At 67.5% G+C, this 14,678-nt stretch carries 15 protein-coding genes; 4 read left to right on the top strand and 11 right to left on the bottom strand.

Going from position 1 to position 14,678, the window contains the following annotated elements:
* Positions 1–51 precede the first annotated feature (51 nt).
* Positions 52–1,272 carry an NADP-dependent isocitrate dehydrogenase gene (locus ACGVWT_RS01485; protein ID WP_017978968.1) on the top strand — a complete coding sequence of 407 codons (1,221 nt, stop codon included), beginning with the start codon at positions 52–54 and terminating at the stop codon, positions 1,270–1,272.
* Positions 1,273–1,479: 207 nt separating this feature from the next.
* Here ACGVWT_RS01485 and ACGVWT_RS01480 read toward each other — a convergent pair whose 3' ends face one another.
* Both ACGVWT_RS01480 and ACGVWT_RS01475 read right to left on the bottom strand, forming a co-directional pair.
* Positions 1,480–2,895, bottom strand: coding sequence for a hypothetical protein (locus ACGVWT_RS01480; protein ID WP_315461347.1), 1,416 nt, complete (start codon positions 2,893–2,895; stop codon positions 1,480–1,482).
* 352 nt (positions 2,896–3,247) lie between these two features.
* Positions 3,248–4,327: a PA0069 family radical SAM protein gene (locus ACGVWT_RS01475; protein WP_394425138.1), complete on the bottom strand. Its 1,080-nt coding sequence runs from the start codon at positions 4,325–4,327 to the stop codon at positions 3,248–3,250.
* Between the two features lie 64 nt (positions 4,328–4,391).
* On the opposite strand from ACGVWT_RS01475, the gene ACGVWT_RS01470 reads away from it, so the two are divergent.
* Positions 4,392–4,715, top strand: a complete 324-nt coding sequence (locus ACGVWT_RS01470) for a VOC family protein (protein ID WP_315461400.1) — start codon at positions 4,392–4,394, stop codon at positions 4,713–4,715.
* A gap of 22 nt (positions 4,716–4,737) precedes the next feature.
* On the opposite strand, the gene def is transcribed toward ACGVWT_RS01470, so the two are convergent.
* A complete protein-coding gene (def, locus tag ACGVWT_RS01465) occupies positions 4,738–5,256 on the bottom strand; it encodes a peptide deformylase (protein ID WP_116461302.1) in 519 nt (172 codons plus the stop codon).
* Positions 5,257–5,309: 53 nt separating this feature from the next.
* Positions 5,310–5,906: a recombination mediator RecR gene (gene recR / locus ACGVWT_RS01460; protein ID WP_024310551.1), complete on the bottom strand. Its 597-nt coding sequence runs from the start codon at positions 5,904–5,906 to the stop codon at positions 5,310–5,312.
* Between the two features lie 52 nt (positions 5,907–5,958).
* Here recR and fmt point away from each other — a divergent pair, with 52 nt between their 5' ends.
* Together fmt and truA are read left to right on the top strand one after the other, a co-directional pair.
* Positions 5,959–6,873, top strand: coding sequence for a methionyl-tRNA formyltransferase (gene fmt, locus ACGVWT_RS01455; RefSeq protein WP_315461349.1), 915 nt, complete (start codon positions 5,959–5,961; stop codon positions 6,871–6,873).
* Positions 6,870–7,607 (top strand): tRNA pseudouridine(38-40) synthase TruA, encoded by a 738-nt coding sequence (gene truA / locus ACGVWT_RS01450; protein ID WP_315461350.1) that lies wholly within the window; start codon positions 6,870–6,872, stop codon positions 7,605–7,607. The genes fmt and truA overlap by 4 nt, the downstream gene beginning before the upstream one ends.
* Before the next feature lie 145 nt (positions 7,608–7,752).
* On the opposite strand, the gene ACGVWT_RS01445 is transcribed toward truA, so the two are convergent.
* From ACGVWT_RS01445 to ACGVWT_RS01415, 7 genes are all read right to left on the bottom strand, one after another.
* The gene (locus ACGVWT_RS01445; RefSeq protein WP_315461351.1) at positions 7,753–8,958 is read right to left on the bottom strand and encodes a class I SAM-dependent RNA methyltransferase; all 1,206 of its coding nucleotides are present in this window, start codon (positions 8,956–8,958) and stop codon (positions 7,753–7,755) included.
* On the bottom strand, positions 8,955–10,346 hold the full coding sequence (locus ACGVWT_RS01440; RefSeq protein WP_315461352.1) for an NAD(P)H-hydrate dehydratase: 1,392 nt from the start codon (positions 10,344–10,346) through the stop codon (positions 8,955–8,957). Before ACGVWT_RS01440 ends, ACGVWT_RS01445 begins: the two co-directional genes overlap by 4 nt.
* Positions 10,343–10,765 carry a hypothetical protein gene (locus ACGVWT_RS01435; RefSeq protein ID WP_315461353.1) on the bottom strand — a complete coding sequence of 141 codons (423 nt, stop codon included), beginning with the start codon at positions 10,763–10,765 and terminating at the stop codon, positions 10,343–10,345. Before ACGVWT_RS01435 ends, ACGVWT_RS01440 begins: the two co-directional genes overlap by 4 nt.
* Positions 10,752–12,470, bottom strand: a complete 1,719-nt coding sequence (gene ilvD / locus ACGVWT_RS01430) for a dihydroxy-acid dehydratase (protein ID WP_315461354.1) — start codon at positions 12,468–12,470, stop codon at positions 10,752–10,754. Before ilvD ends, ACGVWT_RS01435 begins: the two co-directional genes overlap by 14 nt.
* Positions 12,471–12,513: 43 nt before the next feature.
* Positions 12,514–13,428 (bottom strand): glycosidase, encoded by a 915-nt coding sequence (locus tag ACGVWT_RS01425; protein WP_315461355.1) that lies wholly within the window; start codon positions 13,426–13,428, stop codon positions 12,514–12,516.
* A 3-nt stretch (positions 13,429–13,431) separates the two neighbouring features.
* Positions 13,432–14,196 (bottom strand): SDR family NAD(P)-dependent oxidoreductase, encoded by a 765-nt coding sequence (locus tag ACGVWT_RS01420; protein ID WP_315461356.1) that lies wholly within the window; start codon positions 14,194–14,196, stop codon positions 13,432–13,434.
* A gap of 97 nt (positions 14,197–14,293) precedes the next feature.
* Positions 14,294–14,644 carry a response regulator gene (locus ACGVWT_RS01415; RefSeq protein WP_017978983.1) on the bottom strand — a complete coding sequence of 117 codons (351 nt, stop codon included), beginning with the start codon at positions 14,642–14,644 and terminating at the stop codon, positions 14,294–14,296.
* Positions 14,645–14,678 lie beyond the last annotated feature (34 nt).

Here is a 14,678-nt window from a genome sequence, read left to right as displayed (position 1 = left end):
GTGGCGCTTGTGCCTAGACGCACACGCAAACTCCCCTTGCAGGAAGAGCATATGGCCAAGATTCAGGTGAAGACGCCCGTCGTGGAGATCGACGGCGACGAAATGACGCGCATCATCTGGGAATGGATCCGCGAACGCCTCATCAAGCCGTATCTCGACATCCAGCTCGATTATTACGACCTCGGCGTCGAGCACCGCGACGCCACCGAGGACAAGGTGACGGTCGACGCCGCCAAGGCGACGCAGAAGTATGGCGTCGCGGTGAAGTGCGCGACGATCACGCCGGACGAGGCGCGCGTCGAGGAATTCGGCCTGAAGAAGATGTGGAAGTCGCCGAACGGCACGATCCGCAACATCCTGGGCGGCGTGGTGTTCCGCGAGCCGATCGTGATCAAGAACGTCCCCCGCCTGATCCCGGGCTGGACGCACCCGATCGTCGTCGGCCGTCACGCGTTCGGCGACCAGTATAAGGCGACCGATTTCCGCGTTCCCGGTCCGGGCAAGCTGCGCCTGGTCTTCGAAGGCGAAGACGGCACCGTCATCGACGAGGAAGTCTTCCAGTTCCCGTCGTCGGGCGTCGCGATGGGCATGTACAATCTGGACGATTCGATCCGCGATTTCGCTCGCGCGTCGATGCATTACGGCCTGAACCTGAAGTGGCCGGTGTACCTCAGCACCAAGAACACGATCCTGAAGGCCTATGACGGCCGCTTCAAGGACCTGTTCGCCGAGGTGTTCGAGGCCGAGTTCAAGGACAAGTTCAAGGAAGCGGGCATCGTCTACGAACACCGCCTGATCGACGACATGGTCGCATCGGCGCTGAAGTGGAACGGCGAGTTCGTGTGGGCGTGCAAGAACTATGACGGCGACGTCCAGTCGGATCAGGTCGCGCAGGGCTTCGGCTCGCTGGGTCTGATGACCTCCGTGCTGCTGACGCCGGACGGCAAGACCGTGGAAGCGGAAGCGGCGCACGGCACCGTCACGCGCCACTATCGCCAGCATCAGCAGGGCAAGGCGACGTCGACCAACCCGATCGCGTCGATCTTCGCCTGGACCGGCGGCCTGAAGTATCGCGGCAAGTTCGACAACACGCCCGACGTGGTCCGCTTCGCCGAGACGCTGGAACGCGTCTGCATCGAGTGCGTCGAGAACGGCCAGATGACCAAGGATCTCGCCATCCTGATCGGCCCGGATCAGCCCTGGATGACGACCGAGCAGTTCTTCGAGGCGGTGCGTTCGAACCTCGAGCAGAAGATGGCGAACTGGGCGTAAGTCTTTCGTTTATCGAATAAGGAAAAGGCCCGGATGCGTTGCGCGTCCGGGCCTTTTTCGTGTCGGCGATCAATCGTCGGCGTCGCCGTGATTGCCGTAGCCGGCACCCGATTCGTCGGGGACGTTGGTATCGGGCACCTCGCCGTCAGGGCGTTCGGTGGGTTTGGGTGTATCGGGATCGATCATGCTGCGCTCCTGCCGGCCGCATCAGTGCGGGCTGGAAGAACGCACGGACGCGCCTGACCTATCCGTCCCGCGCGACAGATCGGCGCGGCGGAAAATGGTGACCCCCAGCGCCCGCGCCACCGGGCGATAGTCCGTAACCAGCGTCGCGTGGATCATCGCATCGGATCGACCGACGGCAATTGCCGGGGGTCTCGCGGCGAGGATCCTCGCTAGCTCGCGACGTGGATCGACGCCGATGGCGCCCGCCTCGCTCGGCTCGACCAAATGCGGCGGGAACGGATAACGGGTCGGGAGGCAGGCGTGCGCCGCGGTATAGAGCGCGGGTGGCGCATCGAAGACGAAGGGGCAGCCGCGATCGCGATCCTGCCCGAAGGCGGAGGCGAGCGATGCGAGCTGGCGACGGATCGTCGCGGTCTCGCCCCAATGGGGATAGCCGCTCATCCCCAGCATCACCGCGCCGGTCAGCGCCGCCAGCCAGCGCAGCGCCGGGCGATCGAGCGCGATGCCGGCCGTGACCGCGAGGGGTAAGAGCAGCGGCAGGGCATAATGGTTGAAATAGGGCGGGACGAGCAGCCAGCCGACGATCGCGCTTGCCAGCCAGCCGGCGAGGAACCAGCGGTTCTGCCCGCGCTGCATCGCGAGACCGCGTATCGCGAGGCCGAACGGTACCAGCAGCACGACGACGGCGCCGATCAGCCGCGTCGCGATCGGGTCGCCGGGCGTCAGGCGCCGCAGGAAGATCGACTGGACATTGGCGAACCACCAGGCGCCGCCCTGCCCCATGGCGGCATAGGCACCCGTCGCTATCAGAGTCGGCAGCAAGGCGGCGACGGCGTAGACCGCAGCGTCCCCCGCGACGCGCGCGTAACTGCGGTGGTGGCGCCATGACGCCACCAGCAGCGTCGCGCCGAAGAATGCGCCTTCGAACACCACGGTCGGCTTGATCTGGAGCGCGACGCCGACCAGCAGCATCGCGGCGATCCCGCCGCGGCGCCGACCCGCCAGCGTCTGCCAGGTCAGCCATGCGGCAAGCACCATCGGCAGGTCGTAGAACACCGGCGACTGCCCGCCGCGCCCGCCGATCAGCGACAACCAGACTAGGTAGAGGATGGCCGCGGCGAGCGCGGCTTTTGGTCCGGCAAAGGTACGCACGAGCATCGCGATGCATCCCGCCGTCGCCACCGCCGCAGCCAGCGCGACGAGATGGTAGGCGACGATCGGGTCGATCGGCAGCGCGGCACTGACGGCGTAGATCAGGAACAAACCGATCGGCTTGCGATCCCAGATGTCGACATAGGGGATCGCGCCGTCCCACATCCGCTGGCCGACGAGCAGGTACATCTGTTCGTCGAGATCGACGAGCGGATTGCCGATATCGGGCAGCCGAAGCGCCAGCGCGACGAGCGCGAGGATCAGCCAGATGCGGCGCGAGGTCATGATAGTCTCGATGCGCCCGTCATGGTTAGCGGGTGCCTAACGGGTGCAGGGGTGGTGCATTTCGCAACGACTGTGCCCCGTGACCCGGCGTCGTGCGGACGCCAACGTCGTTGTCGCTGCGGTCGGTGTAAAAGCGGGACCCCGGATCAAGTCCGGGGTGACGAGGGGCAGTGCGCTCCCATGAGAGCGGCGGGCGTGTCAGGATGTCTCCGCAACAGTACGGGCATGTCCCCGAACGCCCCGTCATCCCGGCCTTGAGCCGGGATCCCGCTTCTTTGTCACCCCGCTCGGAACAAAAGCGGGACCCCGGATCAGGTCCGGGGTGACGGAGATAGATTAGGCGTACGCCCCCTCAGAACAGCTCGCCCTGCGGGCCCGCCGGCGGGCGGAAGAGGTCGGTGCGGAGAGTTACGCCGCGGTTGGCGAGGCCGTGCTTTCGGCAGGCGATGGCGAAGCGGGTGCGCATCAGCTCGGCCCATGGCCCTGCCCCCTGCATGCGCGTGAAGAAACCGGGATCGTTGTCGCGGCCGCCGCGCAGGCTCTGGATCGTCGTCATCACTTTGCCGGCACGATCGGGGAAATGGGTGTCGAGCCAGGCCCGGAACAGCGGCGCGACCTCGTGCGGCAAGCGGACGGGGATGAAGAAACAGGCGCGCGCCCCCGCCCCTGCCGCACGCTCGACCAGATGCTCGATCTCGTGATCGGTAATCGCCGGTATCACCGGCGCGATCGAGACATAGACCGGTACGCCCGCATCGGCGAGCGCACGCACCGCCTTCAGCCGCCGTTCGGGATGCGGCGCGCGCGGTTCGATCGTCATGGCGATGCGCGGATCGAGCGAGGTGATCGACAGCGCGACCGCCGCCAGTCCCTCGGCGGCCATCGGCGCCAGCAGGTCGATATCGCGGACGACGCGGTCCGATTTGGTGGTGATGGTCAGCGGGTGCCGCGTGTCGTGCAGCACCTCCAGCACGCTGCGGGTGATTCGCCAATCGCTCTCGATCGGCTGATAGGGATCGGTGTTCGTGCCCAGCGCGATCGGCGCGACGGCATAGCCGGGCTTGCCCAGTTCGGCGCGGAGCAGCTCCGCCGCCTGTGGCTTGGCGAACAGCCGGCTTTCGAAATCGAGGCCGGGCGACAAATCGTGAAAGGCATGTGTCGGCCGGGCAAAGCAATAGATGCAGCCATGTTCGCAGCCGCGATACGGGTTGATCGAGCGGTCGAAGCCAACGTCGGGCGAGGCGTTGCGACTGATGATCGTGCGGGGCTGTTCGGTTGTAACGCTGGTCCGCACCGGAGGCGATTCGCCGTCGATATCGCCTCGCGCGTCGAGCCAGTCGCCGTCCGCCTCCACCTGCGGCAGGTTGAAGCGGCGGCTTTCGCTGTTCAGTGTCGCGCCACGCACGGCGCGTCGGGGCATGGGACCGACCATTGCCAAAGGCTAGGCGTGCACCCAGAACGTATCAAGAACGAAATAGGAGAATTCGACGGCCCGGCTGAACTATCTCGAGCTGCCCGTGGGGGATCGCGCGCGGGCGAAGGCATTCTATTCCGATGCCTTCGGCTGGACGTTCACCGATTACGGGCCGGACTATGCCGCGACGACGAGCGGCGACACCGATGTCGGACTGGACGCAGCGCCGGATCGCGTCGCGACGCCGCTGCCGGTGATCGAGGTGGACGATCTAGAGGCAGCCCTCGCCGCGGTCGAGGCGGCGGGCGGGCGCGTAACCGTGCCGATCTTCGCCTTTCCGGGCGGCCGGCGCTTTCACGTCGCCGATCCGGACGGGCATGTGCTGGCGGTGATGCAGCCGGCGTGACGCTCGCGCCGGCTGGTTTCGATCAGCGGCGCGCCTTCGCCAGCTTCTTGAGCACCATGTCGCGCTTCAAGCGGCTGATATGGTCGATGAAGAGCACGCCGTTGAGATGGTCGATCTCATGCTGCATGCAGGTGGCAAGCAGGCCGGTCAGCTCTTCCTCATGGGCGGCGCCGGTTTCGTCCTGCCAGCGGACGCGGCACGATGCGGGCCGCTGGACGTCGGCGTATTGTTCGGGGATCGACAGGCAGCCTTCGTTATAGGTGCTCGTCTCGTCGCTGACCGACAGGACTTCGGGGTTGATATAGGCCTTAGGCGCCTTGATCGGCTTGTCGTCCTCGTCCTTTTCCTCCTGCAGGTCGATGACAAGAATGCGCTGGTCGACGCCGACCTGGATCGCGGCGAGGCCGATGCCGTGCGCATCGTACATCGTGTCGATCATGTCCTGCACGAAGGTGCGCGTGTCATCGGTGATCGATTCGACGGGCTTGGAGATCAGGCGCAGGCGCGGATCGGGGATTTCGACGATGGGAAGAACTGCCATCGGGTCGAGCTAAGTCGCGGGGCGTTTGGCGTCAAGATTGGGGTGACCAGCGATCAGGCGACCGGCCGTCTTGCGCGCAGCGCCTGGGCGAGCGTGCCTTCGTCGAGATAGTCGAGTTCGCCGCCGACCGGCAGGCCGTGCGCAAGTTGCGTGACGCGGACAGGGAAGCGCTCGATCCGGTCGGCGAGATAATGGGCGGTGGTCTGGCCCTCCAGCGTCGCGTTCATCGCGAGGACGACCTCGTCGATGCCGCCCGCCTCGATCCTAGCGACGAGCGCATCGATGGCGAGGTCTTCGGGGCGGACGCCCTCGAGCGCCGACAGCCGGCCGCCGAGCACGTGAAAGCGGCCGGGGAACAGGCGCGAACGTTCGAGCGCCCAAAGGTCGGCCACCTCTTCGACGACGCATAACGACCGCTGATCGCGGCGCGGATCGGCACAGATCGCGCAGGGGTTGGCGGTATCGACGTTGCCGCAGATGCCGCACGTCTCCAGCCGCTCGTCCACCGCCTCCAGCGCGGCGCGCAGTGGACCGAGCGCGGCCTCGCGTTTCTTCAGCAGGTGCAGCACCGCGCGACGGGCGGATCGGGGGCCGAGGCCGGGAAGGCGCGCGAGCGCCTGGGTCAGCGCCTCGATTTCGGGGGATGCCATGGGGAACAGATAGGGGGTTGCGCCCTGCCCCGCCAGCGCGTTGAAGACCCCCATGCGGATCATCTTCATGGGAACCCCGGCCTTCGCGCGCGACGTGCTGGATGCGGTGCTGGCGGCGCCGGGGCATCAGGTCGTCGCGGTCTATACACAGCCGGCACGGCCGGGCGGTCGGCGCGGGCGCGAGCTGGTCAAATCGCCGGTCCAGCTGCGTGCCGAGGCGGCGGGGATACCGGTCTTTGATCCGGTAAGCCTGAAAGGTGCCGAGGCGCAGGCGGCGTTCGCGGCGCTGGACGCGGACGTGGCGGTGGTGGCGGCTTATGGGCTGCTGTTGCCGCAGGCGATCCTCGACGCGCCAAAGCATGGCTGCCTCAACGTCCATGGGTCGCTGTTGCCGCGCTGGCGCGGGGCAGCGCCGGTGCAGCGCGCGATCCTGGCGGGCGACGCCGAGACGGGGGTCGGGATCATGCAGATGGAGGCAGGGCTCGATACCGGCCCCGTGCGGCTGGAGGGGCGCATCGCGATCGAGCGCCAGACGGCGGGCGAACTGACCGATGCGCTGGCGGCGCTGGGCGGGCGGCTGATGGTAGAGGTGCTGGACGATCTGGATGGACATCCATCGGTGCCGCAGCCGGAGGACGGCGTCACCTATGCGCGCAAGATCGACAAGGCGGAGGCCCGGATCGATTTCACCAAGAGCGCGGTCGAGGTCGAGCGGCAGATCCGCGCGATGAACCCGGCGCCGGGCGCTTGGGTGGAGATTGCGGGCGAGCGGGTGAAGCTGCTCAGCGCCGACGTGCTGCCCTTCTCCTTCCCCGGCGGCGAGGGGACGACCGTGGATGCGGCGCTGACGATCGCGTGTGGCGACGGCGCGATCCGCCCGACGCTGGTGCAGCGCGCCGGGCGCGGCGTGACGAGCGCGGAGGAAATGCTGCGCGGCTTCCCGGTGCGGTCGGGTACGCAGCTTTGACGCGGTTCGCGCTGACGATCGAATATGACGGGCGGCCGTTCATGGGCTGGCAGCGGCAGAAGCACGGGCCGAGCGTGCAACAGGCGCTGGAAGACGCGGTGTTCGCCGTCACCGGCGAGACGACCGCGGTGCATGCCGCGGGGCGGACCGATGCGGGCGTGCATGGGCTGGGCATGCGCGCGCATGTCGATATCGCCAAGACGATCGCGCCGTTCCGGTTGATGGAGGCGCTCAACGCGCGGGTGCGGCCGGCACCGGTCGCGGTGCTCGACTGCGTCGAGGTGGCGGACGACTGGCATGCGCGCTTTTCGTGCGTCGGGCGGGCGTATGAATATCGCATCGTCAACCGGCGCGCGCCACTGACGTGGGAGGCGGGGCTGGCATGGCAGGTGCCGCAGATGCTGGACGCCGACGCGATGGCAGCGGCGGCGGCGACACTCGTAGGGCGACACGATTTCACGACGTTTCGTTCCGCGCATTGCCAGGCGGATAGTCCGGTGCGGACGCTGGACGTGCTGGACGTGACGCGCGACGGCGAACGGATCGCGGTGCGGGCGGCGGCGCGGTCGTTTCTGCACCATCAGGTGCGATCGATGGTCGGTTGCCTGGCGCTGGTCGGCATGGGGCGGTGGTCGGTGGCGGATGTGGCGGACGCGCTCGCGGCGAAGGATCGTGCGCGGTTGGGGCTGAATGCGCCGCCCGACGGATTGTTCTTCATGACGGCGGTGTATTGATGCGCGGACGCCACAGAACCGACCGTCACCCCAGCGAAGGCCGGGGTCTGCTGATGAGAAATCGGGACAGGAGCCCACGTAGACCCCAGCCTTCGCTGGGGTGACGTGGTTCGGGTTGATGGGTCGCCCCCGTCCCTCGTGCTCGCTACCGCACGAACCGCGCGGCGAGTTCGACGTGAGTGGACCAGCGGAACTGGCCGACGGGCTGGATCCAGTCGATCCGCCAGCCGCCCTCGACCAACATCTTCGCATCACGGGCGAAGCTGCTGGGATTGCACGAGACATAGCCGATGACCTTTGTCTGGGAGGCGGCGAGCGCCTCTGCCTGATCGCGAGCGCCGGCGCGGGGCGGATCGATGACGATCGCGTCGAAGCGATCGAGCTCGGCGACGGTGAGCGGGCGGCGGAACAGGTCGCGATGTTCGGTAAAGATCGGGCGGCCGCCATGCGCTGCGCCGGCCTTCAGCGCCATGATCGCGTCGCGCGCGCCCTCGGCAGCGTACACGCGTGCCGGCAGGGCGAGCGCGAAGGTGCCGAGGCCAGCGAACAGGTCGGCGATCGTGCCCGCCCCCGCGGTCGCTTCGCGCATCGCGGCGACGAGCGCATCCTCGCCTTCCTGCGTTGCCTGCAGGAAGGACGCGGGCGGCAGCGGCACGGGGTGGCCGCCCAGCGTGATGGTCACCGGCTGCGGCTCCCAGCGCGTTTCGAACCCGTCGCCGCTGTCGAGCGTGAAGCGGACGATGCCGTGCCGCTCGCAAAAGGCTGTGATCGTCTCCGCGGCGGCGAGACCGTCTGCCGACAGGTTGGTCACGAGGATGTCGGGCCCCTGATCGGACAGCGTCAGGTGGACGTCGCCCCGGCGCTTGAAGCCGAGCTTCTGAAGCAGGGCGCGGAGCGGCGCGACCACCGCGAACAGCTGCGGCGCGAGGATGTGGCATTCGCGCACATCGACGATGGCGTGGCTCTTCTCGGCAGAGAAGCCCAACAGGATGCGACCGCCCTTGCTTTCGACATGCAGCGTCGCGCGGCGGCGGGTTTGCGGCGGTGAGACGAGCGGCGCGCGCAACGGCGCAGTCAGTCCCTGAGCCTCCAGCGCGCTGGCAACGCGATCGGTGACGAAGGCGGCGTAGGATTCGTCGTCGAGATGCTGGAGCTGGCAGCCGCCGCATTCGGGGAAATGGCGGCACGGCGGCGTCTGATGATGGGGGCCGTAGGTCAGCGTGCCGTCGGGGCCGAGCAGATCGCCGGGCGCCGCAAAGGCGGCATGGCGACCGTTGGCGGTGACGCCATCGCCACGAGCGGCGACGCGGACAATCGTATCGGGGGGCAGAATCGTATCGGGATCGGTCATGCACTCGCCCTGACGGGCGTCAGCGCATTTGCCAAGTCGTCGGCGATGAAGCTGGCCCCGAGCCGGCGGGCCGCCTGGGCGTGAAGCCAGACGCCGGCACTCGCTGCCGCGAGCGGATCGGTGCCGGCATGGGCAAGCTGCGCCGCGATCGCGCCGGCGAGCACGTCGCCGGTGCCGGCGGTCGACAGCCAGGGGTTGTCGCGCGGATGAACGATCGTGCGAGCGGGCGCGGCGACGATGGTCGTCGGGCCCTTCAGGACGACGACGGCACCGGTGCGCTTCGCCGCCGCGCGGGCGCGATCGAGCAGCGAGCCGGCGCCATCGCCGAACAGCGCTTTGAACTCGCCGGCGTGCGGCGTCAGGATGACGGGGTGGCGCCGACTAGCCAGCGTGTCCGGATCGAGCAGTTGCAGCGCATCCCCGTCGATGACGAGCGCGTGATCGTCGGCGCAGACCAGCCGCTTAAGGCGCTGCCGTGCGTCGTCGTCCCGGCCCAATCCCGGACCGATCAGGATGGCCCCGATCCGCGGATCCGACAGCGCTTCGGGATCATACGGGCGGTGAACCAGGGCGTCGGGCCCGCCGCGACCGCTGTCGCCATAGAGCGCGACATAACCCGCGCCGCTGCGCAGGGCGGCAATCCCCGCTAGTCGCGCAGCGCCTTCCATCGCGCCGACGACAACGGCGACCATGCCGCGCGTATATTTGTGCGATTCGGGTCCGGGCTGTGGCAGATGCGGTGCCGTCGCGACGACGCAGTCGGTGGGTCGCTCGCCGAGGCCCAAGTCGATCAGGCGGACCGTGCCGCAGGCGCTCGCCGCCGGTTCGAGCACGTGTGCCGGCTTGAGGGCGCCAAGCGCAAGGGTGAGCGTCGCGGGATGCGCCGCGATCCAATCAGGCACCGCGCCGGTGTCGGCATCGACGCCGCTGGGCAGATCGGCGGCAATCACGACCTGCGCTGCATGGGCGAGGCGGGCGAGCGATACGTCGCTGGCGGCGGGCAGCGGTCGCGACAGACCCGTGCCGAACATGCAGTCGATCAGGACCGGCGCAGGCCGTGCCGTGCTCAGCGGCTCGACGTCGCCCTGCCAGTCCCGGCGCGCGGCGCGGGCAGCCGGTGTGCGAGGGTCCTCGTCCGCCACGACACGTACGGTCAGGCCGTGGCGGTGCAGAACCGAGGCGGCAACATAGCCGTCGCCGCCGTTGTTGCCGGGGCCGCAGATGACGAGCACGTCGGCGCCTGCGGTCAGTCGGCGCACGGCAGCGGCTATGCCCTCGCCCGCGCGTTGCATCAGCGTCTCGACGGACGTGCCCGACGCGACGGCGGCGTCTTCCGCAGCGCGCATCTGTGCTGCGGTCAGGATCGGCTGGCCTTCGGGCGCGATCATTGTGTCGACGCGATCGTCGCGGGCAGGCGGTAGCGATCGCTGCCGATCGCCACTTCGATCGACTGCGGATCGATGATCGAGACGCGCGCCGCCTCCGCCCCGTCGGCCGCGATGACGCCGCGGTTATCCTGCGTGACGAGCAAGCGGTGAAAACCGCCGTCGTCGTGGCGGACGGTTAGGATCAGCCCGCGATCCTCCTGCGTGCGTTCCACCGTACAGGTCCGACGGAACGCATCGCTACCATGTGCGCAGAGGATCAGATCTGCGTCGTCGGCGGCGTGACGCTGAACGCTTTCCGCGTTGGTCAGCGCCTGGGTATTCGCCGTGCCGGCACCACGATCACCGCAGGCGGCGAGCAAAAGCAGTGCCGTTCCCGCCACCACCCTGCCCGCCGCCAGCGGGCGATCAGATGTCCGCATAGACGTGGCGTTCGGCCTTTGCGCCGGGGTGGGTGACAGCGCCCTGGAAGGCGGGACCGACGTTCTGGGCATAGCGCCACAATGCGCCCGCGCCGTAATCGTTCACGCGCGGCGTCCAGGCTTCGCGGCGCGCGGTGAGTGTAGCGTCGTCGACCAACAGATCGATCGTCCCGGCTTCGGCGTCGATGCGGATCGTGTCGCCGTCCTCTACCAAGGCGATCGGGCCGCCCTCTGCCGCCTCGGGCCCGACATGCCCGATGCAGAAGCCCCGCGTACCGCCCGAGAAGCGGCCATCGGTGATCAGCGCGACCTTTTCGCCCATGCCAAGGCCGTAGAGCGCCGCGGTGGTCGACAGCATCTCGCGCATGCCAGGACCACCCTTCGGCCCCTCGTAGCGGATGACGATGACCTCGCCCTCGTTGATCGCACGCGCCTCGACCGCGGCGAAGGCGTCTTCCTCGCAATCGAAGCACCGCGCCGGGCCTGCGAATTGCAGGCGGTGCATGCCTGCGACCTTCACGATCGCGCCATTGGGGGCGAGGCTGCCGCGCAGGCCCACGACTCCGCCGGTCGGCGTGATCGGCGTAGCGATGTCGTAGATGACCTTCTGGTCAGGGTTCCACGTCACCTGATCAATATTCTCGCCAAGCGTCTTGCCGGTAACGGTCATGCAATTGCCGTCGAGGAAGCCACCGGCGAGCATCGTCTTCATCAGCATGTAGACACCACCCGCCTCATGCATGTCCTTAGCGACATACTGACCACCCGGCTTGAGGTCTGCAATGTAAGGCGTTGTTTTGAAAGCCTCAGCGACGTCGAACAGGTCGAAATCGATGCCGGCTTCGTTCGCCATAGCCGGGAGGTGAAGCGCGGCGTTGGTCGAACCGCCGGTCGCGGCGACAACGCGCGCGGCGTTGATGAAGGCTTCACGCGTGCAGATGTCACGCGGGCGCAAGTTGCGCGCGACCAGCTCCATCACCTGCGCACCCGCCGCCACGGCAATCTGTTCTCTCGTGGTGTAAGGAGCCGGCACCATGTTACTGTTCGGCAAGGATAAACCGATCGCCTCGCCCACGCAGGCCATGGTGTTCGCGGTGAATTGACCGCCGCATGCGCCATGGCCCGGACAGGCGACCTTTTCCAGTTCGTGCACCTCGGATAGCGGACAGGCGCCCGCGGCATATTTGCCGACGACCTCGAACACATCGACGACGGTGACGTCGCGGTCGTGGAACCGACCCGGCAGGATCGATCCGCCATAGACGAAGATCGACGGGATATTCAGGCGCAGCATCGCCATCATCATGCCGGGCAACGACTTGTCGCAGCCGGCGAAGCCGACCAGCGCGTCGTAGCAATGGCCGCGGACCGACACCTCAACCGAATCGGCGATGACCTCGCGGCTGACGAGGCTGGCCTTCATGCCCTGATGGCCCATGGCGATGCCGTCGGTGACGGTGATCGTGTTGAACCGGCGCGGCATACCGCCACCCTGGATCACGCCCGCCTGCGCGGCATCGGCCTGTGCGTTGAGCGTGGTGTTGCAGGGCGCCGAATTGTTGCCGGCGCTCGCCAACGCAACGAAGGGCTTGGCAATATCCTCTTCGGTGAGGCCCATCGCATAATAATAGCTGCGGTGGGGCGCGCGTTCGGGACCGACGGAGACGTGGCGGCTAGGCAGGCGGGTTTTGTCGAACTGGGTCATGGCGACGCCCTATGTCGCGAAAGGCCCCATCTGCGCAAGCTTGTTACGCGTAATATCGCACGCGCGCGCGGCGGAGAATGCGGTCCTCAATCGAGAAATACAGCGATATCATACCGTTATCGATAATCGTTGACGCGGCGAAGGCGATATCAGTCTTGGCGCGATCTTCGGGCGGCGGCGGCAGGATCAGCGGTTCGATGCCGCGGCCGGTGACCGTGGCGAAATCAGGTGTGAAACTGATCCAGCCGATCCGCCAGCGCGCATCCAGCGTTGCGCCATTGTAGAACATCACCGGATCGGCACCGGCCAGCTGACAGATCGGGCCGGTGGACAGGTGCCAATTGTCCCAGGATTTCGGCCGGATCGGAAACGGATCGTCGAGCGACGTCCAGGGATCGCCCAACCGGTCCGCGCGCGCGATGCCGACGCGCGAGGCGCCGACGCCCTTTTCCTCCGCCGCGGCATATTCGTAGAACAATCGCCAACCGTCGTGCGGCGTTGGGGCGAAGGTCGCTTCCTTGATATTGCCCTCGCCCTCGGGTGCGGCGAGGACGACGCGGCGTTTGGTCAGTTGGTCGAGCGACGGACCGGTCGCGGCGATCATCACGCCCTGGCTGCGCTTGGCATCGACGCCGGTGTAATAGACGACGTAAGTGCCATCGTCGGTCCTGAGCACGGTCGGGTCTTCGCAGCCCCCGGCGTCCGGGTCTGTCGGATCGTTGCCGGGGGCGATGGCGATGTGATCGTCCAGCGTGAAGGTCAGGCCGTCATCGCTCCAAGCACTGGCGATGAGCCCGGTCGGGTCGTTTGGCCCGAGCGGGTTGGGAACGCCGCGCACCAGCATACGATAGCGCCCGTCCTCGCGCCAAACGAAGGGGCTCATCAGGTCCATGCCGTCAAGTGGCGATCCCGGTGCGATGGTGACGTCGTCGAGCGCTTCGACGGCATAGGTCGGCATCGCTCAGGCCCCCTGCGCGATGACCAGACTGAGCGCGCCGTCGATGGTTACGGTCGTCCCGGTAATGTAGTCCGCGGCGGGCGAGAGCAGGAAGGCGACGAGCGTCGCGACCTCCTCGGGCTTGCCGGCGCGGCCCCAGGGGATATTGGCTTCAAGCGACTGGCGATAGGATGCGTCCTCCATCGCATGTTCGTTCATCGGCGTCAGGATCATGCCGGGCGCGACGCCGTTGACCGCGATCTTCGCGGGCGCGAGTTCGAGTGCGAGCGTGGCCGTAAGCTGGGCCAGGCCGCCCTTCGCCGCATCGTAGTCGACGCCGCCCGGCCGCGGCGCGCGTTCGTGGATCGACGAAATGTTGACGATCCGGCCGCCCTGCCCGGCCTTTTCGGCCGCGCGGACGAAGCGGCGGCAGGTGAGAAAGGGGCCGTAAAGGTCGGAGCGGATAACGCGGTCGAAATGGTCGAGCGGCATGTCGACCAATTTGGTCCCGCTCATGTTGAGGCCTGCGGAATTGACCAGCCATGTCGCCGTGCCGAAGCGGCGTTCGGTGTCGGCGAACAACGCCTCGACCGCGTCTTCGCTGGATACGTCGCACTGGATCGCGTGGACACGGTCGGCACCCGCGGCCTCGGCGACCTTGGCTGCGGCGTCCGCATCGCGGAAATAGGTGAAGACGACACGCGCGCCCGCAGACGCGAGGGCGGCGACGCACGCCGCCCCGATACCGGACTCGCCGCCCGTCACCACCGCGATCGGATTATCTGCCATGCACCTTGCCCCATTGTTACGTCCGGAATCGACGCTACCAATGCGACGGGGCGGTCAATCGTTCCGGTGACAAATGCGTCATGCCGGACGAAGCGACTTACAGCGCGGCGAGAGCCTTGGCGACGCCGTCCATCGTGAAGGGCTTCTGGAGCACCGGGCGATCGCGGAAGCGGCTGTCGACGCTGTCGTCGCTGCCGCCGGTCGCGAATACGAACGGAATGTCGCGCGCGGCGAGCGCTTCGGCGACGGGAGTGCTCTTCTCACCGCCGCGCAGGTTGACGTCGAGGATCGCGGCGTCGATGCCGCCGTCCTCCACCCGCGCCAAGGCGCCGGCCACCGTATCGACGGTGCCGACCGGCGTCTTGTCGAGCACCTCGAGGAAATCCTCGAGCATCATCGCGATGAGCGGTTCGTCCTCGACGATGAGGATTTGGGTGAGCGCAGACATGCTCAGCCCTTACCCGTGGTTGTTACACGCTGAC

Origin of the sequence: Sphingomonas sp. S6, assembly GCF_043498045.1 — a bacterium.
In the GTDB taxonomy this organism is placed as follows: Bacteria; Pseudomonadota; Alphaproteobacteria; order Sphingomonadales; family Sphingomonadaceae; genus Sphingomonas.
Note: the sequence above shows the minus strand (reverse complement) of the source record. Positions and strands in the feature narration are given on the sequence as shown.